This is a genomic window from Riemerella columbipharyngis (assembly GCF_900101995.1).
Lineage (GTDB): Bacteria > Bacteroidota > Bacteroidia > Flavobacteriales > Weeksellaceae > Riemerella > Riemerella columbipharyngis.
In genome coordinates, this window is record NZ_FNAS01000004.1 from 17579 (window position 1) to 42254 (window position 24676).

Sequence of the window (24676 nt, forward strand, 5' to 3'; positions counted from 1 at the left end):
AACGCTTTTTACCTATAATGCGAATTGCATTCGTAGGTTTTTCTTTAGCGTAAATCATTTTTTCTGTGTTGAATTGTATTTCGGCAGAAATACCATTTGTGGCTTTAATATTAGTAAGAATACCACTATACCCCATAAACCTTTCTGGTTTTTGAACCTTTACTCTTTCAAAGATACTACTTTTTTCTAAATATAACTCTAAATTTCGCATTTTTTCTTTAGGCAATATTATCGTTGCTCTAATAGAGTCTTTTATTTGAGAAATATCACCATTAAGTTCTAATTGAAGTTTTCTCTGAATAGATTGATAACTTTTAAAGTTTATAGGCGTAGCGTATCCGTTATGTTTTGGGGTTAATTGATTTATCACTTTTGATACTTCGCTCTCTGATTGCTTTGCTTTTAACATTAAACCCTTAATTTCACTTTTCTCAATCATTCCTTTATTCTCCACCCACCATTCAGGTTTATGCTTCCAGTTCTTAAAACGCTCTCTGTTCTCCGAAACCCATTTATCGAAGTGTTTAGGCGGTTCGCCAATATAGTTTTTTGAAGTATCAGGCGGTAACTCTTGGTTGCTGTTGAGTTCCTTTATAAGCTCCTCATCGGTTTTAAGAATCGTTTTGCGGTGGCACTTACAGCCAATATGCCATTTACTCCAGATGAAATCCTTTGGGTATTTCCCCTTTAGTTCATCGCAAATATCAAAGATGGTATGTTGCGGGCTTAAGCAGATTTCAACCCCCACAATGTCACTGTTCTGTAAAATTCTAAGTTGTTCGCTTTCTCTGTACGCCGTGTTGATTTCATTACTTACCAAACGAAGAGCGTTTTTATGGCTACTTCGGTACACGCCTTGCCCAGGCTTGTAGGCTTTGGCATGCCGGCTTAATACTAAATTGCCGTGCTTATCTCTCACTCTTCTGTAAAGCCGATCGGGTTCATTCAGATACTTTTTCACTTTTCGAGCCAGTTCGTTGGCACTCATTCCCTCCGAAAGACTAACATCAATAGCTAATTCTAACTCAGATTTCATTTGCTTAGTAATATGCCACACACGCTCCGAAATAGTAAATTTCCCCACCTTTCTTTCTTGAAAAACCTTCAATGCCTCTAAGTTGAAGGGGCTCTTAGAAACTTTAGCAAGTTCCCTATAATAGCTTTCTTTGCTGATATGGCTGGCTATGCGTTCTAATGTAGCCACACGCAAAGCGTTGTATTTCTCATTGGCAAATCGCCATTGTTGGTCGGTGCCAGTATAGATAGTTTGTAGGGTTTTGTTGTAATACTCCTTTAAGGCTTCCTCTATCTGTAAAAGCACTTTTTTATTACTTCGAAATTGGTAGATTTTGTCTGTCAATTCTGTTTTTACCGCCAAATACGCAACCCTCGCAATCAAATCGTTGTAGATTTGTTCAAGGGTTCTGATGTGCTTCCGTAGATGTTTCCGATGTATGTTATCAAAGTCCATTATACAGTAAACTCATTGCTGTTGCTTAATTCGTTTCTGCGATTGTTTTCTTCCTCAATTTGTGCCATCATTTCTTTTGGGTTTTTGATGCCTATTTTTTGCATTGAATATTCTTGTGAGTAGAGCGGTTTATTACCATTGGCTTCCATTAAGAATTTGATAAAATCCGCATCATTATTGATAATGAAAGGTGTAATAACTGGCTCTACTTCCAAATCATTTTTTGCGAATTTCACATTGAATTTTTGAAGATACGATTTAATGATGCTTGCCCTTCTTTGTAATGCAGGTATATAAATTGCCATCTTATCCATTACTTTGAGGTGTGCAGATAAAAATAAAAACTCTGCACTACTTCCAGCCAACATATTACCCAACCCTTTCATATTATCAAATGAAATATTAGGTGTTGAAGTAAAATCATGAACATCTCTTTCCAATCGGTCGGTTTCGCTTTCAATACTTTGATTGGCTTGTGGTTGGTTGGCAAATTCAGCATTAGCTCCTTGCTCCAATTGTAAAACCCTACCAGATTTATCTTTGGATAATTGTCCTTCTACTTTCCCTATTAGCTTAAGAATTGGGAACGAAAAGCGGTCGTTGCTTTCTGCTATGTTTGAGTAAATAAATTCTAAGCGTTCGATAATAGTTTGAACATCTGCCCACTCAACATTTTCCTGCTTATAGTAAACGATTGGTATTTTACCAATAACATTTGGTTTTTCCTCTACTTTCTTCCACTCGTCATCTCGTTCATAGCGGATAATCTTTTCTGCGGTATAAACCTCGAAAATAGTTTTATCCCCATTTTTAAACTCTCTTCCGAATGAAATCAAATCATCGTTTTCATTGAATTTTGGGTACAAATTATACTTATCAGGCATCAATACCTTTACCTTTAATCTAAATTGAGAATCAAAACCGTAATGATTATTAGCCTCATTGGTAGGGTACCAATACTCTGCACACTCTGTAAAACGCCCCACGGCAGTAACGATTTCCTTATCAACAAACTTCATTTTGTTTTTCTCAATTACTTTCTGAAAGGCGTTGTATAAGTCCTCTTCTTCAAGGCTGTTGGTGTATTTAATAGGCGTTCCACACAAAAAAGTTGTAGCAATATTGACGATTTTCTTTTGATAGGGTAGTCCTATTCGGTTCAGTGCGATAGTTTCTTCTTTTCGTTCTTTTTTACCATTGCTGTCTATGTAGTCGGTTGTTACCTTGCGATCTGGGTATTTAATCAGATTGGTAAAAATCTCATGTTGCTTAACTTCATATTGCTTATTGTAATCTCCTATCTTAGGCAGAGTTCTACCGCCTTTATATTCTTCTATTTCTTTTGTTATAATACTCATAGATTTATATATTGATAATCACAAAATTAGCATTATAAAAGCACCATAACAATAGGTAATTAAACGATTTAGCCCCAAAAACAAAGTTTTTAATTTTAAAAGCGTGTTTTTGAGCTATAAGATACTTGCAATATCTTGTAAGTTGTTACGGATAGGCTTTTTAAAATCAAAATACCCACGCATTAATATAAAATCTCGGTAGTCAGGTGAGCGTCCTATATTTTGCTTGATAGTTGCTTTATCTACCAGAGTTATCACATTCGTGTCAGGTATGCGTTCGATAGTATCCAGTTCTTCATTAACTGCCTCTTTCTGTTCCTCTGACAAATCTGCTGAAATCCGCATCTTGTTCTTGTTGATAATCTCTTCTGCAAGGTACACTAGCAATTGCGTTTGCATATTTTTATAACTCGGCGTGTCTTTTTTACCCTCGCTTAATTCCTCTTCAAATGGTCTGGCATTGTTTACAAAACCAACAATATTTAGATTATCTACAACACCACCACCGACACCATCACTATCGGCAATACAATTACTGCTTGGAATTCCATGTTTAGACTGCATGGCTTGAATACAGGCTTGTATTTCGGTAGTCTTACTAATTTCAAAAGTGTGTACTTCTACCAAGTCCCAATCTTCCCAAACGCCTACTATAGCTAAATCAGAGCCAAACCTCGCTACATCGGCAGTAATATATTTCTCTCTACTTTTGGTAATATGGTCATTGGTGTAGAGTTGCAGTATCTTGTCATAATCACAAAGTTTGTAAGGGTTATCGTCGTACTCCCAATTCCCTTTTAGTAATCGTTCTCTTTTGGCTTTATCGGTAGTGTTTTCTAACTGCTCGATATAGTCTTTGGCGATAAATGGATTATCTTGTACAAAGGCTTGATGAAACACTTGGTAAGGTTTCAATCTGTTTTCCATTGCTGGCTTGTAGAAATACGAATACATCCAGTTTTTCTTTGGGTTACAAGTGATGAAGATTTTAGGAGTAATATTAAACTCATCATTCATGTGTCGTCCAACCCTTGTTTTAAGCGTATCAAACGCCCCAAAATTGACCTCTCCACCTTCTTCGATCCAACCGCCTGTATATTCTACTGAACCGTATCGCTCGTAAAAAGGGTCGCTGGGTTTGTATCGCAAATCCAACATGTCAATTCTTGACCCATTTGTAAATTGAATATAATTGTCTTGCCCATTGTACTTATAGAAATCCTTTGGCACTCCGTAAGCTTTACAAACTTTCCAAAAGGTAATCAATGTAGAATCCCGCAATCGTTTTAATTCTTCTCGCCCGATAAACCATTTAGAGCCTGGATAATTCAATGCCATAAAAAGCAACCAAGAGGCACCAGTCCAAGACTTAGCACCTCCTGCCGCACCACCGTAAATAAACTCTTTTGTTTTGTTGTCTGTTAGGATTTTTAGGGCTTCTTCTTGTTTTATGTGTTTCTTGCCCTTGTGCGTGGTAATGAAATCAAAATTTCCTCGCTTAAAAAGTTCTTTTCTAAGTTCTAACGGATTATGTACTTTCTTGCTCTTCATCTACCTCTGCATTTAGTATCTCTTTCAACGCATCGTCCGACAATTTTGAATAATCGATTGTGCCTGATTTATGAGTGACCTCGATTTGGTCTTTGATACCTATACTCCCTTTAAACAAATTCTGTTGGTTTTGAATTACTTGAATGCGTGTTTTATAGTCCACCAATACATCTCTAAATTGTTCTGTTGGGTTTCCTTCTTCATCGAGGATGGGCTCTTTTATCGTCCCTTTCAAAGCAATTTGCATTGAAAGATTATCTAATATCTGATAAGCCCTTGCCCTTTCAGCCTCTTGCACTTCCAACAATTTAGGGTTTTGGCGAATTCGTCTATACACCTGTACATACGACACATCCAACGCTGATGCAACTTTAGTCGGCTGTCCGTTACATTTAATCAATAATTCCTCAATTTGTTCATCTGTAAAGGTTGGTTTACTCATATTACATCTTGTTACCAAAACTATCCTATTCTTTCTACCATTTCCGATAAGGTTTCTCCCTTAATCATCTTAAATTCAGGGTCAAATCCCATTCTAATCATAAAGGCTTCTTTGTTTTTCCAGTTGTCAAAAGAAAGGGTTACATACGAGTCAAGGTTTTTGGCTTTCTCTTGGGCATCTTCCATTATTTTTTGTTTGGTTTCCTTTATCTTTTGTTTTTTCTCTTCGGCGGATATTTGTTTCTCAACCTCTTTCTGTTGTTTTACAGGCTGGTAAAGTTCTTCAATGGCTTCTACTACATTTTCGCTTTCCTCTGCGTTTAACTCTATTCCATAGTAACTCAAATCATAATCATCAAGACCTGCATTTTCATAGTCAATTTCTGGAATTAAATTTCTCATCAATTCATCATCTAATTCCGACCTTGACCGAGTATGCCAAATATTTTGTTCCTTTTCTGTCTTTTCATCTAATTCTAATACCTCTACTTTGATTTCGTAATCGGTTTCTGGTGTACCGTCATATTTGTAGTAAATATCTTGTGCCATTACCCTTTTATGTCCATCGATAAGATTACCAGATAAAGCATTCCAAACGACCCCTCCAGCAAAAGCAATACGCTTGAAGTTTTTCAGCATATCTTTTACCGATTGTTGTGTGTGGTTTTTAGGGTTATAGGGTGCAAATTTTATTTGACTTCGCTTAATTACCCTTGTTTCGCTTTCTTTTAATTTTTTGGTCATAATCAAATGAGTATTTTTTGTGATAACGGATAAGCCGTTAATATCTTCTCTAAATCCTGTGGATAATGTTCCCTTAGCCACACAAAGCAATCTTCGTTAAAGCCCATGCCATTACTCCGTTTGTTATTTCCATAACTTATCGGCTTGGGCAGTTTTTTGCGTCTGATATAATTCAGCACATCTGCATCTTTCCAATGGCTTAATGGGTATATGTTATTTGTTGTAGAAATGGCTTCTAACTCGTAACCTCTTAACTTCAATCTTCTATTGAGATTATCCGCTTGTTTTTCGCCTATAAATGCGTAAGGTATGCCAGTCTTTAACTTCATTGCTTGTATCACATCACCAAACATCAACTGTCTTACTTTCTTGGGCTGGCAGAATAACCCTGCTCGGTGTATTTTAGTCAAATTCCAATGAGGTATTTGTATAAATTGTACATTGCTATAATGTTTTTCTGAAAAACGAATAAAGCGGTCAATATGCTCTAACCCCTCTACGAAATACATAAATACACATACAACTTCATCAAATTCTTTTGCGAGCAAATCTAATAAGCAAATGCTATCTTTACCCGCCGAATAGAAAAGCAAGGCACGGTTTGACTTCTGCCTTACCGTGCTGATTACTTTTTCTGCGTGTTGTAGTTTATTCATAACGATTACCCACTTGATAAACCGAAAGCCCTACGCAAATCACCGTATCGCTGTCTTCTCGTTATAAATTTGCCATTTCTACCAAGTTTCCCGCCTGATTCTGTAGAAGCGGCTTTTGAACCACCTCTATATCCACTTGTAGCACTCGTTGTTCTAATTTGGTTTTTTGCCATGGTTTTAAGTTTTAATGATTATTGTTTTTACTTATGTTTAAATATTTTTTCTTTCTAATACCTTACCCAATTGATATACCATGCAACAGATAGGGTAGATGGTGCCGTCTTCCATTTCCCATTCTATAACTCCTTCTTCGTCCACTTCAAAATCAACAAAGGCGTTTTTAATCTCAATTAACACTTCAGGTCTATCTGTCTTGTAGCCGTTAAAAAAACGAATAGCATCGTATTTAACTACTTCTGTAACTTCGTAAGTATTGTCATCTTCGTGTAATACGATTTTACAATACTTCTTTTCATTTTTTGGTAAAATATCTCTAAATTCATCAGTTTTTTCACCAGATAAGATTTGTTCTAAAAAATGTCTTTTAATTTGTAATGTTAATACTTTCATTTCTCTATTTTTTTAATTGTTTTTTCATTCTTTCTATGAGTTCTATAAGCATAATTCTATCGTGCTTGTAGTGGCTAATATACGCCATTTTCTCTAATTGCTCAAATCGTTTTTTGCCTATCTTTCTGATAAGTCTTTCTCGGTAGGGTATAAGGTTACCATGCTGGTGTAGATTACACTGAATACACTGGCTGTGTATATTATCCAAATCAAATCTTACGCTTGGGTAATTGCCCCTACTGAAATAATGCCCTGCATTACACTGGTGTTTTGGCTTGTACTTACCGCAAGAAATACACACAAAATCGCCTTTGTCATTTATCGCATCACGCTCACGCACAAAAGCATTTACTAACTTCTGGGCTTGCTCTACAAGTTGCCCCTTTGTCTTAGCTTTGTATTTCAGTATGATTTTTGCATCTATCACCTCACAAAGATAATCATATGTTTCTTTTAATCAAATAGATAAAAGCGGTCTTTTGGTCGAAAAACAAAGTTTTTGCATTTAAAAACCGCTTTTTGAAACATATTACGCCAAATAAACAAGGTTAAACTTCTTAAAACATCTAAATCCTTGTTTTTCTGTGTCGAAATACACCTGTGTGGTGGGGTTAGGCTTTCTTTCAGTGCCTTTGGGCTCTGGTATTAGATTTGGTGCGAGAGTGCCCCACGCCTCACGAATTTCGCCATTTACTTTTTGAAAATAGAATTTAACTATTTCCGTTTGCATAGCTCTTTTTAGTTTGAAGTTTGCCCACGCTTTTTTTAGGCATTCACTAAATTTAATGCCTGTTTGCTTGAAAAACTGCCAAGCTAACTTCATAATTTGTTTTAAATCTTGAGTTTTCATAATATTCTTTTTAATCTATTTGATAATATACATTCACATCAAGTCCTCTACTTGTTAATTCATCGTAAATAAATTTTACATGGCTTGCTCTTCTATCTGCTTGCCCTGCGTAATCATAAGCAATGATATATGCACCTCTATAGTAAGGGTGATGATAGAGTTCAAGACCTGTAATATCTTGTATCAACTTAATAAAAGACTTTCTTCTACCTTTCAATTTGATATACACACTATCAAGGTTGCAAGTGCCACCATCTTCTACATTGTTAAATAACACATCAGAGTGTACTACACTCATCAATTTCATAGCAATATCAAAAGCCTCTACATTGCTTTTTGTTGCTGGTGTATTCATATTGAAGAAGTAGTCTTCTCTTGCTTCTGTTGATAATAAGTCGCCTAATGTTTTCATAATACTTTCTATTTGTTAAACCTCTATTTTAATTTTCACTTTGCAAATATAGTAGTTACTTACAATATAAGTAAATTTTAATAGTATTTTTTTACAATATTTCTTCAGTTGATATTGTAATTATTTGATATATAAAAGTTTAGAGAAAATAAATTTTACAATATTTTCTCAGCATTATTACGTATATTTGCAATATTAAAAGAAAAGTATATGAACGAAACACGAATAAAAGAAGTGGCTAAAATGAAAGGCTATTCCTTGCAAGAGCTTTCTACAATGATAGGTATAACTTACACATCTTTTTTTAGACGAATACAAAACCCTAAGCTATCAAGTCTTCAAGAAATAGCCAAAGCGTTAGAATGTCAAATTGCGGAACTTTTACCTGCTGGCAATGGTTTTTCTCATTTCTATGATGACCAAACAGGGGAATGGCTAGGTATTAGGCGAAAAAATTAAATTTATCAATAAATGTAACTTTTGCTTATCCGTATCCCCCGTAAAACGAGATAAGGTATGGTTGTAACGAAACTTTTGCACATTTTGTTTTAGAAAACTACACATCTCGTTTTGCGGGGTATAGGTTTATATGATTAATAACTAAATCAAAAACTTTTAGGGTTTTGTATTATTCTTTTATGAAATTATTCCATATCAACAATATAGAAATAATAAATAAAAGAGTCGAGTATATTTTTTAGTTCTAAAACTAAGTCCTTGTAATTTTTAGGAATATATATTTGAGGTAGATACCTCCTGCTGTGGCTTAATTTTATTTGACCTTAAAAATCAATTCAAATACTTTCAAAAATTAAATACTTGAATCTGGAAGGTAATTAGATTTTAGACAACTATTAACCTATTTAGGCATCGCAATTTTATTTTGGATCTTAGCCCAAATAAATTATTGTTATTTAATAAATACACTCCCCAAAAAGCAATATCTATTGATCATTAAAAATATCTAATGTGTAATCGGGGATTAAAAGGGCTTTAAAACTGTGTTAAAGTTTCATAAATACTAAAGGTTTAGCAAAAAAGTTTTATTTTTGCAACATACATACTAAAGTTTACAGATGAAAAAATATATCTTATGTATTGGGGTTGCCTTAGTGGCGGCATCTTGTAATAAACAATTCGATGACGCTATGAAGAGTGCGGATAAGGATCTTATCATAAAGGTTGCCGACGATATGTATGCCAAAAAAAAATGGAAACAGGTTTTATCTCTATATGAGCATGTCCAGAATTTGGTTTCAGGAAGTGAAGAGGCTTCTGATATTCTATTTAAATCGGCATACGCAAATTATTACGATAAGCAATACCGCCTTGCAGGGCATCAGTTTAAGCAGTTTGCAATCAATGACGGGCTGTCTGATGACCCTCGTAGAGAAGAAGCTGCCTATATGTCTGCAATATGCTATTATCAAGGTTCTTTAGATTACAATTTGGATCAAACAAGTACAAGACTTGCCATCACAGAATTGCAAAATTTTCTGAATACTTATCCTAATTCGGATAGAGCTAAAAATATTAGAAACTTGATAGATGAGCTGGAATACAAATTGGAATACAAGGCATTCCAAAATGCAAAGCAGTACTATAAGATGCTGGAATACAAATCTGCAATTATCAATTTTAATAATATGCTTGATGATTTTCCGGCAACAAAGCTTCGCTCTAAGGCAGAAAATTATTTACTTAACGCCAAAGCCCAGCTGGCACTCAATTCTAAATTTGATTTAAAGGGAGATCGTCTGCAAGATGCTATTGCTTACACTAAGTATGTTGAAAAAAAGTATCCGGATAGTAATATGTCTAAAGATGCATTGGCTCTTAGAGATGAATTAAATGCGGCTTACGAAAAGTATACTAAATTGAAACAACAGATAGATACAGATAAAGCCGATTACGATAAAAAAATGAAAGAGAAAGAAGAACAAAAAGAAAATAAAGATAATTCTTAACTTTCATATTTTTAGTTTGATAAAAATACTTATCTTTGCACTTAGAAAAAATAATAATATAAAATGAGTATAAAGGATTCAAAAGCGGAAACAAACACTATAACCTATGATAGAGACAAAATAGAAGAAAAAGTAGGCTCTATCTACGAGGCTATCGTAATAATGGGTAAAAGAGCAGAGCAGATAAACAGCGAGCTTCATACAGATTTGCGTAATAAATTGGATGAGTTTGCAGTTTCTAATAACTCGCTGGAGGAAGTTTTTGAGAATAGAGAGCAGATAGAAATCTCCAAACTTTATGAAAAATTACCAAAGCCGACTTCTATAGCTATTAGAGAATGGTTAGATGATGATATTTATTTCAGAAAAACAGAAGAATAAAGTGTTTTTTATAATATACAAAAAGGTCAGCAAAATAATTTTGCTGACCTTTTTGTATTTTTATTCAGTCAATCCTAATGGATATGCTTTTCTGCGTGGTACGAACTTCTTACCAAAGGAGAACTTTCTACATGCCTAAATCCTAAGCTTCTTGCAAAACTGCCATATTCCTCAAATTCTTCAGGGGTAATGAACCGCTGCACGGGAAGATGCTTCTTGGTAGGTTGCAGGTATTGTCCCAGAGTAATCACATCTACCTCTGCATTCCTAATATCCTCTATGGTTTGGAATACTTCGTGTTTTTCTTCTCCTAAGCCTAACATTACGCCCGTTTTGGTGCGGCGTTGTCCCGCTTTTTTAAGGTAATGAAGTACCTCTAAGCTTCTCTCGTATTTGGCTTGGATACGAACTTCACGAGTAAGTCTTTTTACGGTTTCCATATTGTGAGAAATCACTTCTGGTGCTACCTCCACAAGACGGTCTAAATGCTTTGTAATACCTTGGAAATCGGGGATAAGGGTTTCCATTGTCGTTCCCGGGGAAATCCTTCGTACGGCGTTTACTGTTTCGGCCCAGAGTATAGAGCCCATATCTTTTAGGTCGTCTCTATCCACGGAAGTCAGTACGGCGTGTTTTATTTTCATCAGCTTGATGGAACGGGCCACCTTTTCGGGTTCGTCCCAGTTTACCTCCATAGGTTTACCGGTCTTTACCCCACAAAAACCGCAGCTGCGGGTACAAATATTTCCCAAAATCATAAAAGTAGCGGTACCCTCTCCCCAGCATTCGCCCATATTAGGGCAAGATCCGCTCTGGCAGATGGTGTTCAGTTTATATTTATCTACCAGAGTTCTTAGTTCTCTATAGTTTTTTCCGGTAGGCAGTTTTACCCTAATCCATTTGGGCTTTTGTGTTACAGTATTGTCCATATTCAGCTGCAAAGGTAAAGAAATGTTTTTTATTAGTAATAATTGTTTTTAAGAAGCTCTGCCAAAAGTTTCTTAGCTCGCATAATTCTCACTTTTGTATTAGAGACAGAGATACCGAGTTTATCCGCAATTTCTTTTATACTTAGTTCTTCAAAAAATCTAAGTCGTATTATTTTTTTGTATTTTTCGTCAAGAGCCTCTATGGTTTGTATAATTTCTTGTTGTTTCTCTTGCGATATCATAAGTTCTTCAGGGGAACACTCCAAGTGGTTTTTCAGAACACTCATATTTTCCGTAGAAGTTTCGTTGTTTAGATTTTGTTTTCTATGGAAATCTATTATGGTATTTTGGGCAATCGTCAGTATCCAAGTTTTGAAAGAAAAATCAGGATTGTAGCTATCCAGCTTTGCCAAGGTCTTAGAGAAGACTCTCACCGTAATGTCATCAGTAATGTTTTTATCTTTTACTTTCTGCATTACAAAAGAAAACACATCTATCCAAAGCGTGTTGATGAGCTTAGTCTGAGCCTCTCTATCTTTGGTTTTAGCTTCCTCTATGAGGGATAATAGATTGTTTTTTTTAGGCATAAATCAAAAATTAGCTACGAAAAAATTCCATTAAATCTTGATAGTTTTTTTGATTAACTCCGTGCCCACTCATATATTCTCTGAAAGTAAAATAGGCACCTATATCGTAAAGCAAATCAGCTGCTTTTCTCGCCCATTCCAGAGGTATTACAGCATCATCGGTACCATGGGAAATGAAAAATCTTAGCCGTTCTATTTTCTTTTTGTCTTTTACGATATTGGTTAATATTTTCATTTCGGGATAGCCGCTCAGGCAGGCTATTTTTTGGAACATATCGGGGTAGGTGAGCGCCATAGCGTAAGAGAGTATAGCACCTTGGCTGAAGCCGCATAAATGTATGTCTCCTTCGGTATTTCCATAGCGTTCTCTCACTTGTTTTACGGTTTGGATAATCGCTTGGATAGAGAGGTTCGCTTGTTCGGTATTGATGAATTTTTCGGAATTTACGAAATCTATATCGTACCACGCATATCCTCCATAGACTGTTGTTTTTGGTGCTCTTAGGCTAATAATCAGCCATTCCTCCGGCAGGGTAGGGACAAAGGAAAAAAGATCTTCCTCATTGCTTCCGTATCCGTGTATTAGCACCAGCAGAGGGGTGTTTTTATTGATAATATTAGGCTCTTTTATGAGGTATTGTATATCCATAATTGTTTTTAGATTTAATTAAATTCCAAAAGCCCTTTTCAGTAGGCTTTCTACTTTTGGCTCTCTTCCTCTGAAAGCGATGTAGAGTGCCATAGGGTCTTTGGTACCGCCACTTGCGAGCAGTATTTTATATTTTTTTGCCGTTTCTTCGTCAAAGATGCCGCGTTCTTTGAAATACTGAAAAGCATCAGCATCTAAGACTTCTGCCCATTTGTAAGAATAGTATCCTGCGGAATATCCGCCTTGGAATATATGGGAAAAACTCGTACTAATGGCAGATTTTGGATTGTCGGGGTAGAGGGTGGTTTTCCCGATGGCTTCTTTTTCAAAAGTTTTTACTTCAAAATCATCGCCTATTTCATTGGTGTGATAAGTCATATCCAATAGTCCAAAGCCCAGCTGCCGCATCGTCTGATAGCCTTCCATAAAGTTTTTGGATAATGCCAATTTTTCTATTTTCTCGTTGGGGAGTACTTCTCCCGATTGATAATGTTTAGCAAAAGTTTTTAGGAACGAAGGTTCGTAGCAGTAGTTTTCCAAGAACTGAGAAGGTAGCTCTACAAAATCCCATTTTACTGAAGTTCCGGATAGATTAGGGTACTGGGTGTCTGCTAAAACGCCGTGTAGAGCGTGTCCGAACTCGTGGAACAGTGTGGTTACCTCTTGGAAGGTGAGTAGGCTCGGTGTTCCTTGTGTAGGCTTGGAAAAATTACAAACCACCGAAATATGAGGCCTATTATTTTCCCTATTTTTTTTGAATTGATTTTTGAATACCGTCATCCAAGCGCCGGCTCTTTTACCTTTTCTCGGGTGGTAGTCTGCATAGAGCAAAGCCTTGTACGCGCCGTTTTCCGTTATTTTGTAAGTTTTTACATCGGGGTGGTAGGTTTGCACATCTTTTATTTCTTCAAAATCTAATCCGAATAATGTTTTGGCTAATCCAAATACTGCCGCTTGTACCTTTTCCAATTGAAAATAGGGTTTAAGCTCTTCGTCGGTCAAGTCAAATTTTTCTTTTCTAAGTTTTTCGGCATAGTAGGCGTGGTCGTAGCTTTGTATAGTTTCTATGCCCTCTTTTTTCGCAAGAGTTTTTAGTGCTTCCACATCTTTTTTACCGTAAGGCATTGCCTTGTCTAATAATTCATTCAGAAAGCTAAATACCGCATCAGGACTTTTTGCCATTCTCTCCTCTAAGACATAAGAGGCAAAATTTTTATATCCCAACAGATGGGCTTTCTTTTGTCTGAGCTGTATGATATCTTTAATGAGGTTTTGGTTGTCATAATCTCCGCCATCAAAAGCTTTGATGCCGTTTGCTAAGGCTAATTCTTTTCTTAATGCTCTATTTTCAGCATAGGTCATAAACGGAATGTAGCTCGGGTATTGCAGCGTTACTACAAATCCTTCTAAGCCTTTTTCTTTGGCTTCTTCGGCATATTGTTCTACGATGGCTTCCGGGATTCCTTTTAAGTCCTCTTTGTTTGTAATGTGTTTGTAATAAGCATTTGTAGCTGCCAATACATTTTGTCCGAATTGTAAAGATTTTAGAGCTAAATTTTTATTGATTTCCTCCAAAACTTTTTTGTCTTCTTCACCGAGAAGTGCCCCATTTCTCACAAAGCCTTTGTAAGTTTCTTCCAGAAGTGTTTTTTGCTCGTCATTGAGGGCTAAGTTTTCTTTGTCGTCATAGACTTGTTTTACCCTTTGGAAAAGTGCTTGATTTTGAAATATTTTTGCAGTAAATGTTGTAAGCAAAGGCGAAACTTCTTGGGCTATTTGCTGAAGTTCATCATTTGTTTCTGCGGAATTAAGATTAAAAAATATGTGCGAGACATTATCCAAATGCTCTCCGGAATAGGCGAGGGCTTCTATTGTATTTTCAAAATTCGGGGTTTGAGGATTATGAGAGATTGCCTCTATTTCTTTTTCGGAATTAGCAATAAGTTCCTTGAATGCAGGGAGATAATGTTCGTTTTTTATTTCAGAAAAAGGAGCGGACTGATATGGCGTCTCAAAAGACTTTAACAATGGATTTTGCATAATAATTTTATTTTTTTTTAATATAAAAAAGAATAAGATAGATACTCTAATTTTTACTTTCTTTCAGCTGTCCTTCCCATTTAGATACGGCAGTAGTCGCAAGGGCGTTCCCCAAAACATTGGTCATACTTCTTCCCATATCGCAGAAATGGTCTATCGGGAGAATTAGAGCGATGCCCTCAGGCGGGATATTAAACATAGAGCATGCCGCCACGATAATCACAAGACTTGCACGAGGAACTCCCGCAATACCTTTTGAGGTAAGCATTAGCACCAGAAGCATTGTGATTTGCTGTTGTAAAGACATATCCACCCCATAGATTTGAGAGATGAATATTGATGCAAAGGTCATATACATCATACTTCCGTCAAGGTTAAAAGAATAGCCCAGTGGTAATACAAAAGAAACAATTTTTTCATTACAGCCCATATCTTCCAATTCCTTTACCAATTTTGGGAAAACGGCTTCGGAACTTGTAGTAGAGAATGCTATGAGCAGCGGTTCTTTTATTCTCCTAAGCACCTCAAACAAGCGTTTGCCTAAAACTAAATAGCCCCCAAAACATAAAACTAACCAAAGAACCACTAATGCAAAGAAAAAGTCTTTGAGGTAGACGGCATAGACGGTAAATATTTCAAAGCCGTTAGTCGCTACAACAGCGGCTACCGCCCCCAAAACACCAAGAGGAGCTACCCACATAATATAGCCTACCATTTTTAGAATAGCGTGTGCACAAATGTCTAATCCCTTAATAACTGGTGCCGAATATTTTTCACCCAATTGGGATAATGCAATACCGAACATTATAGAGAAAACAACGATTTGTAAAATCTCATTAGTAGCGAATGCTTCAAATAAACTTTTTGGGACAATGTGTTTTACGAAATCTTCTAAGGAAAATTCTTTACTGGAACCTACTAATTCGATTGCAGAAGAAGGATCTTGTATTGGGAGTTTGGTAATGTGCCCCGGCTCCAGCCAATTAACCAATACCAAACCAATGAACAGCGATACGAAAGAAGCTGTAATAAACCATAGCATTGCTTTGATGCCCACTCTTCCAATCATACTGGTATCAGACATTTTGGAAATCCCTGCAACTAAAGTGGTAAACACCAATGGGGCTATAATCATCTGTATCAGCCGAATGAAAAGAGTTCCTAAAACTTTTATATTTTTGGCAAAAGAAGCCGCAGTATCCCGATGCTCTATATGCACATATCCACCAATGGCAACACCCAAGATAAGAGAGGCTGCGATGGCTAAAAATAGTTTATTTTGTCCTTTCATATATTTTTATTTCAATGGAATTATTTTTTGAGAACAGTCGTGGAGTATTTTCCAAATTTTATCTTTCAGCTCTTGTAAGCCCTGTCCCGTAACGGCAGAGAAAAACAGCGGCTGCATATGCTCCGGGAATTCGGCAGCGATTTCCTCTTCTAATTTTGCGTCTAATAGATCGGACTTGGATATGGAAACAATGAATTGTTTATTCAGTAGTTCGGGATTGTATTCCTTGAGCTCGTTTTCCAAAATCTTAAACTCCTGAAAATGGTCTTCCGAGTCTGCGGGAATGAGAAACAGCAAAATGGAATTCCGCTCTATATGTCTTAGGAATCTATGGCCTAAGCCCTTCCCTTCGGCGGCTCCCTCTATGATTCCGGGGATATCCGCCATCACAAAAGATTTGTAGTTCCTGTAATCTACGATACCGAGGTTGGGTGTAAGCGTTGTGAAGGCATAATCGGCAATTTTGGGTTTCGCCGCAGATACTGCCGATAGCAGAGTAGATTTACCCGCATTGGGGAACCCTACCAATCCTACATCAGCTAAAATTTTCAGCTCAAAAACGATGTAACCTTCCTCACCAGGAAGTCCCGGCTGTGCGTATCGTGGTGTTTGATTAGTTGCGGATTTGAAATGCTCGTTTCCCAGACCGCCTTTTCCTCCGTGCATTAGAATGACTTCTTGTCCGTCTTCTAAGATTTCGCCTATGACATCGCCGTCTTCATTTTTTGCAATCGTTCCCACGGGTACTTCTATATAGACATCTTCTCCAAAGCGTCCTGTCAGCTGGTTTTTGCCTCCGGGCTGTCCGTTTTCAGCTTTTATATGGCGTGTGTACCTTAGTGGTAAGAGCGTCCATTCGTGGGCATTACCTTTCATAATGATATGTCCGCCTCTGCCTCCGTCACCGCCATCAGGTCCACCTTTGGGGATATATTTTTCTCTTCTTAGGTGTGCAGAGCCGGCACCGCCGTGACCGGATTTGCAGTGGATTTTTACATAATCTACAAAATTCGACATATCTTCTGTTGGATTTTTAGGAAATATTATTTTCCTTTATTGATTACTTTTTCTACTTCTGCAAAGAGTTTTTCTGAAATTTCATTGATCTCTCCTACGCCGTTTACTTCTACATATTTCCCTTGTTCTTTGAACAGCTCTGCCACCTCTGCGGTTTTAGCATAATATTGTTTAATTCTGTTTCGGATAATGCTTTCGTCGGCATCGTCTGTTCTTCCGCTGGTTTTACCTCTTTCTAAAATTCTTTGTACCAAAATTTCATCTTCTACCACGAGAGAGAGGCATAGGTCAATTTCTTCATTCAGTACATCTTTTACAATGTTTTCTAATTCCAAAGATTGTGCCGCAGTTCTTGGGAATCCGTCAAAAATAAGTCCTTTTGCATCGGTGTGCTTTTTCACCTCCTCGGTCAGCATATTTATGGTAACTTCATCGGGAACCAAATGTCCTTGATCCATATAAGATTTTGCAAGTTTTCCGAGCTCTGTGCCGTTTTTAATGTTGTATCGGAAAAGATCTCCGGTAGAGATTTGGATTAAATCGAATTTTTTTATCAGGTACTCTGCCTGAGTTCCCTTGCCGCTTCCCGGAGGGCCAAATAGTACAATGTTTATCATTTTTTTTGTTTTTACTTTATATCAAGATTGTTTAGTTTCTATTAGTGATTTATTCTTCCGTCTTCCAGTTGGTATAGGTCTGGGAGGTTTCTGCCTAATTCGTCGTAATCTAAGCCGTAGCCTAATACGAATTTGTTAGGGATTTCTTTTGCTACATAATCTATTTTGAAATCTTTTTTGAAAACATCCGGTTTTAGCAGTAGAGAAGCTACTTTTAATGATTTTGGTCTCTGTGTGTTCTTGAAGTATTCAAAAAGACTTTCAATCGTATTACCTGTATCTACGATATCTTCCATAAGGATAATGTGCCTGCCCTCTACATTTTTAGTGAGCTCCATCTTCTTGTAAACGATACCCGCAGATTGCAATCCTCCGTGGTAAGAACTCATTTGGATAAAGGCGATTTCGCAGTGTCCGGGATAGTGTTTCAGAAAATCCGTAAAAAACATAATCACTCCATTCAGTACCCCTACGAATATAGGCACTTCATCTTTGTAATCCTCATACACTTTATGGGCTAAATCTCTTATAGCCTCTTGCAGTTCCTCGTTTTTCAGATAAGGAACAAAGGTCTTGTCGTGAATTTTTATTTTGTCCATCTTTACATTCAAAGGTACAAAGCTAATAAAAAAATAGAGTTTTTTTGTTATTTGAGACTAAAATATTGATGGAGCAGAGAGGATATTGTTTAAATAAAATAATTTTTACCATAAATTAAACCGTTGAAAAAATTGGGGCAAAGTCTCTTTATGTTTCCGAAATAAGACTTAATCATAATCAAGTCTGTGGTTTTCGGGGCTAATTGTTTTTTGAGCGTTGTTCTGCTTGTTCTAATTTTGAAGCGTACTCGGCTGTGAATTTTTCCTTGTCTTTGTTGAGTTCTTGTATTGTTTTAGGAAGATGATAATCAAATAACACTTTTTCATCTTCTGTCAAAAAGATAATTTTCTTTTCTTCGCCATCTATCATCTGTGCAAAAATTTCCCACATAGAGACATTTTTTAGTTTTAATAAATCGAAAAATTGAGCGGCTTTTATTTGAATGTTTTTCATTTTAATTGTATTTGATAGCTGTAATAGGTGATATTTTACTAATGAGATAGCTCGGCAGAATTAGTGATAATGCAGACACTCCTAAAATTCCTATAGAAATCATTAGGATATAAACAGGGTTGAGATCCACAGGAACTATGCTTACATAATAATTTTCGGGATTAAGTCTAATGACTCCGAAAAACTTTTGAATGAGTAGTAAACCCAAGCCTACCATATTTCCGATGACCAGCCCAGGTATCATTATCATTAAGGTGTAGTTGATAAATATAGACCGTATTTGTCCATTTGTGGCACCGAGGGTTTTCAGCATTCCTATGGAGTTGGTTCTTTCAATGATTAAGATAAGTAAAACCATAATGATATTGATCACCACTACGATGAGCATAATCCCTATAATCAATGTGATATTGGTGTCAAAAATATTTATCCAGCTTACGATTTGAGGATATTTTTCAGTGACTTTTTCAGCATAGTTTTTATAGCCGATATTATTTTCTATTTTTGGGAAAATTTGGTCTAAATCATTAAAGTCTTTCAGAAAGATTTCTAACCCGCCGATATCATCTTTGTTCATTCCCTGTATCCGTCGTACTTGGTTGATATCACCGATGATGAAAATATCGTCCATTACTTTGATATCCGTTTTATAAATACCTTGTACTACAAATTTTCTGTAAATAGGCTTTTGATCTTCTTTTGAAAAAATAGCGACAATGCTGTCCTTAGATTTTAGGTGGAGTTCATTGGCAATTTTTTCGGAAATGATGATATGGTTGTTAAGTTCTTTTTCGTTGAAATCGGGGACGCTGCCACTTACTAAAAACTTCTGAAAACGCTCTTTGTTGAAGTCTTTGGAGACTCCTTTTAAGATGATGCCAGAAAAATTGTCTTTGGTTCTTAGAATACCGCTCACAGTGGCATAAGACTGTGCTCCGTCTACTTCCGGGAGGCTCTTTATATTGTCAATATTTAGCCCTTCGCGGCTTAGTACGGTAGTGTTATAAGAAGAATTGGAACGCGTAGATTTAACAATGATGTGCCCACTAAAATCGCCCATTCTGTTTTTTATGGCTTTTTTGGAACCAAGTCCTGTAGCTACAGTGATTAGAGAAACTATTATTCCCAAGGCAACAGATAATCTTCCTATAAATACGATGACTCTCGAAAGATTATTTTTATTATCTTTGGAGAATGCTATTTTTTTAGAAAAGTATAACGGAAATTTCAAGCTTATGAATTTAGTTTTCAAAATTAAAAATTTACTTTTTATCTGCCTAATTTATTTGGGTTTTTACACAAATTTTTATGCGCAAGCCCCTTATGAAGATGGCTTTAAAGCGGGTGCAGACCGCCCTGGACTCTACCTGCGGTTGCTCAAAAACAAAACGATAGGAGTGGTAACCAATCAGACCGGATTGATGAAAGACAGTACCCATATCGTGGATTTTTTAATCCAAAATCATATCCGCATCAAAAAAATATTTGCACCTGAACACGGTTTTCGTGGCGATGCAGACGCAGGAGAGTATGTAAAAAATGGTGTGGATACCAAAACAGGGATACCTATTATTTCTCTTTATGGTAATAATAAAAAACCGACTTCACTACAGATGGAGGGCTTGGATATTATTCTTTTTGATATTCAAGATGTAGGGGTAAGATTTTATACTTATATCTCTACCTTGTCTTATATAATGGAAGCAGCAGCAGAGAATAATATACAAGTAATAGTTTTAGATCGTCCCAATCCCCACGACGGATATATTGACGGACCTGTGTTAAAAAAAACTTGGAAGAGTTTTGTAGGCCTACATCCTATTCCTATTATCTATGGGCTAACAATAGGTGAATATGGGCAAATGATACGCGATGAGGGTTGGCTGAAAAATGGTAAAAAGCCTAAATATACGGTGATACCAATGAGAAATTATCACAAGCTGAAACGCTATCCGATGATGCAAAGACCTTCACCTAACTTGCCTAATGATAAGTCTGTAAATTTGTATCCTTCACTTTGCTTTTTTGAAGGAACTGAGGTCTCAGTAGGGCGTGGCACGGATTTCCCTTTTCAGACCTATGGTTCGCCTTATCTTGTACGGATGGGGTTTCATTTTGTACCGAAGCCTAATTTTGGAGCAAAGAATCCACCTTTTGAGAGGCGGATTTGCTATGGAGAAGATTTGAGAAAATATCCTAAAGATTTACGCAAATTGGACTTGCAGTGGGTGATAAAAGCTTATAAGCATTATAAAAACAAAAAAGAACCTTTTTTCACTAAAAATTTTTGGTTCGACAAACTTGCAGGAACTGATGAGCTTAGAAAACAGATAATAGCAGGGAAAAGCGAGAAAGAGATTAGGGCTTCTTGGCAAAAAGACCTCGCGGACTTTGAAAAAATCAGAACAAAATATGTCATTTATCCACAATGATAGATGCTATATTTTTATTTAATAATTTACTGTTTTGAGTTATTAAGACATAAGTTTATGTATTATTTCGTTTTATAGACATACTTTATAGTTGTAGTCTTTAACAAAGAGTATTTATATTTCTTGAGCAATGATCGTTTGAGGTTTAGTTGTTTTTTTGTACTGTTTTATCAAAAAAACATGTATATTAGAGTTTATTTTTGTGAGAAAATTTATTGATTCTAAAACGATGTGTAATACTAAGAATGTGCTTCCTGTGGCAATTAGTTTCTTGTTTATGCCGTCTTTATTATTTTCACAAAGTGCAATGCAGCTTTCAAAAATAAAGAAAGCAGCTAATGTGAAAGAACTAAGTACTTTAAGTAAAAATATAAAAAGTTCTACGCTTAATGTAAAAGAGCTCAAATCCAAAGCTTGTTCCTTAAACATTCCTTCTTCCGGAGTAGTAGGAAAAAGCTTATCAGCTTCAGGGATTTAGTAAGTCTGGAGTACCTCTCTATTATGTAACATTCAATACAGGAGCCGCACAAGGGTACCGGAGCAGATAAGCTGAATTCTACAGGCGGTTATTTTAACCTTGATGGAGAAGGAATGAAAGTGTATGAATGGGACGCAGGTTTTTTATTAACTACATATCAGGAATTTGGAGGAAGAGTGATACAAAAGGATCGTCCATCCGAATTTAGTGATCACTCTACCCATATGGCGGGGACTATGGTAGCATCAGGTGTTAATGCCAAAGCTAAAGGAATGGTCCCAAAAGCCGATTGGGATAATGATAAAGAAGAAGTGACGGAAGCCGTGGCTCAGGGTCAATTTTGTCTAATCACTCTTATGGTTACCCCGGTGGTTTTGAACGAGGAGATTGGTCGGAACATCAAGGCTGGCATTGGTTAGGAAGCCAGGGAGATACTATATAAGAGATTTGGACAGTATAGCGATAGAGACCAGCTTAGAGATTTAATTGCTGTAAATGATCCTTATTATTTACCCATAGAGGCAGCAGGAAACTCCAGAGGAGGAGATCCTCAAAAAGGTCAGATATATTATGTATACAGCACAAAAAGTAAAAAGTGGGTTACTTCATACAATATCAAGTCTAAGAATGGAGGGACAGATGGATTTGATTGTATAAATTTTTCCTCTACCGGTAAAAATGTGTTGGTAGTAGGAGACGCCGAAAAAATAAATGGAGGATATAAGGCTACTAGTGATGTGAAAATGGCAAGTTTTAGCTCATTTGAACCTGTATTAAACCTGATATTACAGGAATAGGAGTAGGGATTTTTTCCACAAGTTCTACAGGAAATGATGCTTATACTACAATGAATGGAACTTCTATGGCAACTCCTAATGTTACAGGGACTTTATTACTGATACAAGAACATTTCTCTAAACTTAATGTAGAAAATACAATAAAGGTTGCTACTCTGAAAGCGATAGTAATCAATACATTACATGAAGCAGGAGATAATCCTGGTCCTGATTATAAATCTGGATGGGGATTATTAAATGGTTTTGGAGCAGCTAAAGCAATTAATTTCATTGAGAAATAAATATATCCTTATTGAAAAAAAAAGACACTTAATAACAGGGAGGTATAAGAAATTCCCGTGATAGCTTCTGGAAAAGAACTACTTAAATTAACAATCGTTTGGACAGATCCGGTGCCTACTACGCTTAGTAAAGAAAATGAACTCAACGATCGTACCAAAATGTTAGTTAATGATCTAGATGTTCGTGTGTACAAAGACAATGCTGAAGTAGGATTGCCTTGGCGTCTTGATCCTGCTAACCCGGCTCAAGCAGCTGCCAAAGGGGATAATAATATAGATAATGTAGAGCAAATCGTTATCGATTCACCAGAAGCTGGAGCTGTTTATACCATAAAGGAACTCTGAAAAAGAATGAAATAAAAAATAAATTGATAAGTCTTATAGACGCAGATAGCCAGGATTATTCTATTGTAGTTTCAGAAATCAATACGGGAGTAAAGAAAGATTTAGAAGCCACTTCCGTGACAATAACCGTACCACCTGTACAATATACAGAGACTACTCCAGTGGATTTCTTAGTTGCGAATAATGGAACAAAGGATTTTTCAAATGCTAAACTCAAAATAAAGCTTATTAATAAAGATGATGATAGAGTAGAATATGAAAATTTAGTAGATATCCATCCCTACAATATCAGCGGGAAGCTCCCAAACTATAAACCATAATTAGATTTGTCTAAGTCGTTTATTAATTATTCTATCTCTGCAGAAGTAATATCATCATATGACGAAGTAGCTATAAATAATAAAATTGATACAGAGGCATTTGGTATTATTTCTGATTTGATTTCTAATCAATCAATGAGTGAATTTGGGTTTGAAGAAGATTTGAAAAAATATGGTTGGACCGCAGAAGATAAAAATAATAATGGACAAACATGGCTGGGATACACACAGCCGCAATTTGCTCACACAGGGAATGGTCTTGCCATCAATATCCCTAATAACAAGATGAATGTAGATGACTGGATATTCTCCAATCCATTGAAACTTAGAGCTAATACTAGATATCGTGTTGTTTTCTATCTTAGAAAGTTTAGTGAGAAGCCTGAACTTTTAGATATTTATTTAGGAAATAATGCTACTAGCAGTGCTATGTCTACAGTAGGGGCATCTAAAATAGAGGCCAATCCAGATGGTAAATATCATAGATATGCATATGAATTAGTTCCTCAGGCTCAGATTGCTTATATAGGTTTTGCTCATAAAGTTAAAGGGAAAAAATGGCTTATGCTTTGGCTTTGGATGATGTTAGATTTGAGTATGCAGTTATAAAGCCCTATCCAATATTCACCGCTGATAATCTTAGAACACACTCTTATAAAAATATAGAGTTTAAAAATAATACAGATGCTCCGGAGGAATATCCGGTAACAAAATGGGAATGGTCTTTTATTCCCAGTACAGTATCTTACAAAATGGAACTAATGCTAACTCTAAAAATCCTATAGTAAGACTCAATGGAAATGGAAAATATACAGTAACATTGAAGGCTGTAAATGCTTTAGGAGAGTGAATTTTGACAAAAGCAATTATATAGATGTGTTTAATATCCCTACTGAAGCAAATTTTGAAGTGAGTAGTGTGGATATTAACGAAGGAGAAGCAGTTGTGTTTAAGAATACTTCTGCCGGCTATCCTGCGCCTACGGAATTTCAGTGGGAAATTACGCCATCCGACCGTGTAGAATATATTTCAGGAGACTCTGCTTCTAAAGATTCAAATGTTAAATTTAACACACCTGGTAAATATACCGTTCAGCTAAAAGCTAAATCAGAGTACAACGAAGATGTTATTAAGAAAGAAAAACTTATCAATGTTGCTTCTTACTACGAAAAAGTGAAAAACCTTACTAAATCTCTTGATGGTAAAGAGCTTACACTTAGCTGGGAAAAACCGGATATGAAACCTATATATACAGAAGATTTTGGTGGAAATGGAGAGAATGTTCCGGCAGATATAACCGTTATAGACAACAATAACGATAACTTCAAATGGTTTGTTACCGACTATAATGCAAACTCTGGTAGATTTTCTGCGATGAGTTATTCTTTTGGCTCTGGATATGATGCTGTTGATACAGATGATTTCTCTTATTAACTCCA

Annotated in this window: 32 protein-coding genes and 1 pseudogene; 12 read left to right on the plus strand and 21 right to left on the minus strand. The window is 36.2% G+C overall.

Annotation, left to right across the window (positions count from 1 at the left end):
- Window positions 1-433: 433 nt before the first annotated feature.
- The 11 genes and pseudogenes from BLS89_RS11280 to BLS89_RS03285 form a co-directional block, all read right to left on the minus strand.
- A pseudogene (locus tag BLS89_RS11280) lies at window positions 434-1471 on the minus strand (hypothetical protein); the annotation flags it as partial.
- Window positions 1471-2829 carry a phage portal protein gene (locus tag BLS89_RS03245; RefSeq protein WP_092736080.1) on the minus strand — a complete coding sequence of 453 codons (1359 nt, stop codon included), beginning with the start codon at window positions 2827-2829 and terminating at the stop codon, window positions 1471-1473. The gene BLS89_RS03245 and the pseudogene BLS89_RS11280, both read right to left, overlap by 1 nt.
- Window positions 2830-2943: 114 nt before the next feature.
- Entirely contained in the window at window positions 2944-4380 is a 1437-nt protein-coding gene (locus BLS89_RS03250; protein WP_092736081.1) for a phage terminase large subunit, read from the minus strand.
- Window positions 4358-4822 carry a hypothetical protein gene (locus BLS89_RS03255; protein ID WP_092736082.1) on the minus strand — a complete coding sequence of 155 codons (465 nt, stop codon included), beginning with the start codon at window positions 4820-4822 and terminating at the stop codon, window positions 4358-4360. Before BLS89_RS03255 ends, BLS89_RS03250 begins: the two co-directional genes overlap by 23 nt.
- A 20-nt stretch (window positions 4823-4842) precedes the next feature.
- Complete coding sequence (locus tag BLS89_RS03260) at window positions 4843-5565, minus strand: ParB N-terminal domain-containing protein (protein ID WP_092736083.1); 723 nt, start codon at window positions 5563-5565, stop codon at window positions 4843-4845.
- Window positions 5566-5567: 2 nt separating this feature from the next.
- Window positions 5568-6221: a phosphoadenosine phosphosulfate reductase domain-containing protein gene (locus BLS89_RS03265; RefSeq protein ID WP_143017715.1), complete on the minus strand. Its 654-nt coding sequence runs from the start codon at window positions 6219-6221 to the stop codon at window positions 5568-5570.
- Window positions 6222-6226: 5 nt separating this feature from the next.
- Window positions 6227-6394, minus strand: coding sequence for a hypothetical protein (locus BLS89_RS10570; protein ID WP_176763231.1), 168 nt, complete (start codon window positions 6392-6394; stop codon window positions 6227-6229).
- Window positions 6395-6431: 37 nt separating this feature from the next.
- On the minus strand, window positions 6432-6791 hold the full coding sequence (locus BLS89_RS03270; protein ID WP_092736084.1) for a hypothetical protein: 360 nt from the start codon (window positions 6789-6791) through the stop codon (window positions 6432-6434).
- Window positions 6792-6795: 4 nt separating this feature from the next.
- Window positions 6796-7218, minus strand: a complete 423-nt coding sequence (locus tag BLS89_RS03275) for a recombination protein NinG (RefSeq protein ID WP_092736085.1) — start codon at window positions 7216-7218, stop codon at window positions 6796-6798.
- 102 nt (window positions 7219-7320) lie between these two features.
- Window positions 7321-7641, minus strand: coding sequence for an SH3 beta-barrel fold-containing protein (locus BLS89_RS03280; protein WP_092736086.1), 321 nt, complete (start codon window positions 7639-7641; stop codon window positions 7321-7323).
- 10 nt (window positions 7642-7651) lie between these two features.
- Entirely contained in the window at window positions 7652-8053 is a 402-nt protein-coding gene (locus tag BLS89_RS03285; protein ID WP_092736087.1) for a hypothetical protein, read from the minus strand.
- Between the two features lie 210 nt (window positions 8054-8263).
- On the opposite strand from BLS89_RS03285, the gene BLS89_RS03290 reads away from it, so the two are divergent.
- The 3 genes from BLS89_RS03290 (at window position 8264) to BLS89_RS03300 (ending at window position 10401) form a co-directional block, all read left to right on the plus strand.
- Window positions 8264-8512, plus strand: coding sequence for a helix-turn-helix domain-containing protein (locus BLS89_RS03290; protein WP_092736088.1), 249 nt, complete (start codon window positions 8264-8266; stop codon window positions 8510-8512).
- A 617-nt stretch (window positions 8513-9129) separates the two neighbouring features.
- Complete coding sequence (locus BLS89_RS03295) at window positions 9130-10020, plus strand: outer membrane protein assembly factor BamD (RefSeq protein WP_092736089.1); 891 nt, start codon at window positions 9130-9132, stop codon at window positions 10018-10020.
- Window positions 10021-10083: 63 nt separating this feature from the next.
- Window positions 10084-10401, plus strand: coding sequence for a DNA-directed RNA polymerase subunit omega (locus tag BLS89_RS03300; protein WP_092736090.1), 318 nt, complete (start codon window positions 10084-10086; stop codon window positions 10399-10401).
- 74 nt (window positions 10402-10475) lie between these two features.
- Here the strand turns inward: BLS89_RS03300 and lipA are convergent, their stop codons facing one another.
- The 10 genes from lipA to BLS89_RS03350 all read right to left on the minus strand — a co-directional run bounded on the left by lipA (window position 10476) and on the right by BLS89_RS03350 (window position 19815).
- The gene (gene lipA / locus BLS89_RS03305; RefSeq protein ID WP_176763232.1) at window positions 10476-11330 is read right to left on the minus strand and encodes a lipoyl synthase; all 855 of its coding nucleotides are present in this window, start codon (window positions 11328-11330) and stop codon (window positions 10476-10478) included.
- Between the two features lie 32 nt (window positions 11331-11362).
- Window positions 11363-11917, minus strand: a complete 555-nt coding sequence (locus BLS89_RS03310) for an RNA polymerase sigma factor (RefSeq protein WP_092736092.1) — start codon at window positions 11915-11917, stop codon at window positions 11363-11365.
- Between the two features lie 10 nt (window positions 11918-11927).
- A complete protein-coding gene (locus BLS89_RS03315) occupies window positions 11928-12566 on the minus strand; it encodes an alpha/beta hydrolase (RefSeq protein ID WP_092736093.1) in 639 nt (212 codons plus the stop codon).
- Between the two features lie 18 nt (window positions 12567-12584).
- Window positions 12585-14606, minus strand: coding sequence for a M3 family metallopeptidase (locus tag BLS89_RS03320; RefSeq protein WP_092736094.1), 2022 nt, complete (start codon window positions 14604-14606; stop codon window positions 12585-12587).
- 46 nt (window positions 14607-14652) lie between these two features.
- On the minus strand, window positions 14653-15897 hold the full coding sequence (locus tag BLS89_RS03325; RefSeq protein ID WP_092736095.1) for a dicarboxylate/amino acid:cation symporter: 1245 nt from the start codon (window positions 15895-15897) through the stop codon (window positions 14653-14655).
- Window positions 15898-15903: 6 nt separating this feature from the next.
- A complete protein-coding gene (gene obgE, locus BLS89_RS03330) occupies window positions 15904-16914 on the minus strand; it encodes a GTPase ObgE (RefSeq protein WP_092736096.1) in 1011 nt (336 codons plus the stop codon).
- A 26-nt stretch (window positions 16915-16940) separates the two neighbouring features.
- Window positions 16941-17531, minus strand: coding sequence for an adenylate kinase (locus BLS89_RS03335; RefSeq protein WP_092736097.1), 591 nt, complete (start codon window positions 17529-17531; stop codon window positions 16941-16943).
- A gap of 41 nt (window positions 17532-17572) precedes the next feature.
- Window positions 17573-18130, minus strand: a complete 558-nt coding sequence (gene hpt / locus BLS89_RS03340; RefSeq protein WP_092736098.1) for a hypoxanthine phosphoribosyltransferase — start codon at window positions 18128-18130, stop codon at window positions 17573-17575.
- 199 nt (window positions 18131-18329) lie between these two features.
- Window positions 18330-18584 carry a hypothetical protein gene (locus tag BLS89_RS03345; protein WP_092736099.1) on the minus strand — a complete coding sequence of 85 codons (255 nt, stop codon included), beginning with the start codon at window positions 18582-18584 and terminating at the stop codon, window positions 18330-18332.
- 1 nt (window position 18585) lies between these two features.
- Window positions 18586-19815, minus strand: a complete 1230-nt coding sequence (locus BLS89_RS03350) for an ABC transporter permease (RefSeq protein ID WP_092736100.1) — start codon at window positions 19813-19815, stop codon at window positions 18586-18588.
- Window positions 19816-19819: 4 nt separating this feature from the next.
- On the opposite strand from BLS89_RS03350, the gene BLS89_RS03355 reads away from it, so the two are divergent.
- The 9 genes from BLS89_RS03355 (at window position 19820) to BLS89_RS10965 (ending at window position 24671) form a co-directional block, all read left to right on the plus strand.
- Window positions 19820-21016: an exo-beta-N-acetylmuramidase NamZ family protein gene (locus BLS89_RS03355; RefSeq protein ID WP_092736179.1), complete on the plus strand. Its 1197-nt coding sequence runs from the start codon at window positions 19820-19822 to the stop codon at window positions 21014-21016.
- A gap of 202 nt (window positions 21017-21218) precedes the next feature.
- Window positions 21219-21494: a hypothetical protein gene (locus BLS89_RS10930; RefSeq protein WP_245688818.1), complete on the plus strand. Its 276-nt coding sequence runs from the start codon at window positions 21219-21221 to the stop codon at window positions 21492-21494.
- Between the two features lie 113 nt (window positions 21495-21607).
- Window positions 21608-21913, plus strand: coding sequence for a hypothetical protein (locus tag BLS89_RS10935; protein WP_245688820.1), 306 nt, complete (start codon window positions 21608-21610; stop codon window positions 21911-21913).
- 386 nt (window positions 21914-22299) lie between these two features.
- Window positions 22300-22572 (plus strand): S8 family serine peptidase, encoded by a 273-nt coding sequence (locus BLS89_RS10940; RefSeq protein ID WP_245688831.1) that lies wholly within the window; start codon window positions 22300-22302, stop codon window positions 22570-22572.
- A 159-nt stretch (window positions 22573-22731) separates the two neighbouring features.
- Entirely contained in the window at window positions 22732-22917 is a 186-nt protein-coding gene (locus BLS89_RS10945) for a hypothetical protein (RefSeq protein ID WP_245688822.1), read from the plus strand.
- A gap of 23 nt (window positions 22918-22940) precedes the next feature.
- On the plus strand, window positions 22941-23237 hold the full coding sequence (locus BLS89_RS10950) for a hypothetical protein (RefSeq protein WP_245688824.1): 297 nt from the start codon (window positions 22941-22943) through the stop codon (window positions 23235-23237).
- Between the two features lie 6 nt (window positions 23238-23243).
- Window positions 23244-23846 (plus strand): hypothetical protein, encoded by a 603-nt coding sequence (locus tag BLS89_RS10955; protein ID WP_143017716.1) that lies wholly within the window; start codon window positions 23244-23246, stop codon window positions 23844-23846.
- Entirely contained in the window at window positions 23795-24022 is a 228-nt protein-coding gene (locus BLS89_RS10960; RefSeq protein WP_092736102.1) for a hypothetical protein, read from the plus strand. Before BLS89_RS10955 ends, BLS89_RS10960 begins: the two co-directional genes overlap by 52 nt.
- 61 nt (window positions 24023-24083) lie before the next feature.
- Window positions 24084-24671 carry an immunoglobulin domain-containing protein gene (locus tag BLS89_RS10965; protein WP_092736103.1) on the plus strand — a complete coding sequence of 196 codons (588 nt, stop codon included), beginning with the start codon at window positions 24084-24086 and terminating at the stop codon, window positions 24669-24671.
- The last annotated feature ends 5 nt before the right edge of the window (window positions 24672-24676 follow it).

Bases quoted from the DNA above. Each gene is read 5' to 3' on its own strand.
- lipA (WP_176763232.1), bottom strand. From the start codon at position 11,330: ATGGACAATACTGTAACACAAAAGCCCAAATGGATTAGGGTAAAACTG.
- BLS89_RS03260 (WP_092736083.1), bottom strand. From the start codon at position 5,565: ATGACCAAAAAATTAAAAGAAAGCGAAACAAGGGTAATTAAGCGAAGT.
- obgE (WP_092736096.1), bottom strand. From the start codon at position 16,914: ATGTCGAATTTTGTAGATTATGTAAAAATCCACTGCAAATCCGGTCAC.
- BLS89_RS03325 (WP_092736095.1), bottom strand. From the start codon at position 15,897: ATGAAAGGACAAAATAAACTATTTTTAGCCATCGCAGCCTCTCTTATC.
- BLS89_RS03300 (WP_092736090.1), top strand. From the start codon at position 10,084: ATGAGTATAAAGGATTCAAAAGCGGAAACAAACACTATAACCTATGAT.
- BLS89_RS03290 (WP_092736088.1), top strand. From the start codon at position 8,264: ATGAACGAAACACGAATAAAAGAAGTGGCTAAAATGAAAGGCTATTCC.
- BLS89_RS10935 (WP_245688820.1), top strand. From the start codon at position 21,608: ATGAAAGTGTATGAATGGGACGCAGGTTTTTTATTAACTACATATCAG.
- BLS89_RS03255 (WP_092736082.1), bottom strand. From the start codon at position 4,822: ATGAGTAAACCAACCTTTACAGATGAACAAATTGAGGAATTATTGATT.
- BLS89_RS10945 (WP_245688822.1), top strand. From the start codon at position 22,732: ATGTTAGTTAATGATCTAGATGTTCGTGTGTACAAAGACAATGCTGAA.
- BLS89_RS03315 (WP_092736093.1), bottom strand. From the start codon at position 12,566: ATGGATATACAATACCTCATAAAAGAGCCTAATATTATCAATAAAAAC.
- BLS89_RS03320 (WP_092736094.1), bottom strand. From the start codon at position 14,606: ATGCAAAATCCATTGTTAAAGTCTTTTGAGACGCCATATCAGTCCGCT.
- BLS89_RS03265 (WP_143017715.1), bottom strand. From the start codon at position 6,221: ATGAATAAACTACAACACGCAGAAAAAGTAATCAGCACGGTAAGGCAG.
- BLS89_RS03270 (WP_092736084.1), bottom strand. From the start codon at position 6,791: ATGAAAGTATTAACATTACAAATTAAAAGACATTTTTTAGAACAAATC.
- BLS89_RS03335 (WP_092736097.1), bottom strand. From the start codon at position 17,531: ATGATAAACATTGTACTATTTGGCCCTCCGGGAAGCGGCAAGGGAACT.
- BLS89_RS03310 (WP_092736092.1), bottom strand. From the start codon at position 11,917: ATGCCTAAAAAAAACAATCTATTATCCCTCATAGAGGAAGCTAAAACC.
- BLS89_RS03280 (WP_092736086.1), bottom strand. From the start codon at position 7,641: ATGAAAACTCAAGATTTAAAACAAATTATGAAGTTAGCTTGGCAGTTT.
- BLS89_RS03295 (WP_092736089.1), top strand. From the start codon at position 9,130: ATGAAAAAATATATCTTATGTATTGGGGTTGCCTTAGTGGCGGCATCT.
- hpt (WP_092736098.1), bottom strand. From the start codon at position 18,130: ATGGACAAAATAAAAATTCACGACAAGACCTTTGTTCCTTATCTGAAA.
- BLS89_RS10570 (WP_176763231.1), bottom strand. From the start codon at position 6,394: ATGGCAAAAAACCAAATTAGAACAACGAGTGCTACAAGTGGATATAGA.
- BLS89_RS03345 (WP_092736099.1), bottom strand. From the start codon at position 18,584: ATGAAAAACATTCAAATAAAAGCCGCTCAATTTTTCGATTTATTAAAA.
- BLS89_RS03245 (WP_092736080.1), bottom strand. From the start codon at position 2,829: ATGAGTATTATAACAAAAGAAATAGAAGAATATAAAGGCGGTAGAACT.
- BLS89_RS03285 (WP_092736087.1), bottom strand. From the start codon at position 8,053: ATGAAAACATTAGGCGACTTATTATCAACAGAAGCAAGAGAAGACTAC.
- BLS89_RS10960 (WP_092736102.1), top strand. From the start codon at position 23,795: ATGGCTTATGCTTTGGCTTTGGATGATGTTAGATTTGAGTATGCAGTT.
- BLS89_RS03250 (WP_092736081.1), bottom strand. From the start codon at position 4,380: ATGAAGAGCAAGAAAGTACATAATCCGTTAGAACTTAGAAAAGAACTT.
- BLS89_RS03355 (WP_092736179.1), top strand. From the start codon at position 19,820: ATGAATTTAGTTTTCAAAATTAAAAATTTACTTTTTATCTGCCTAATT.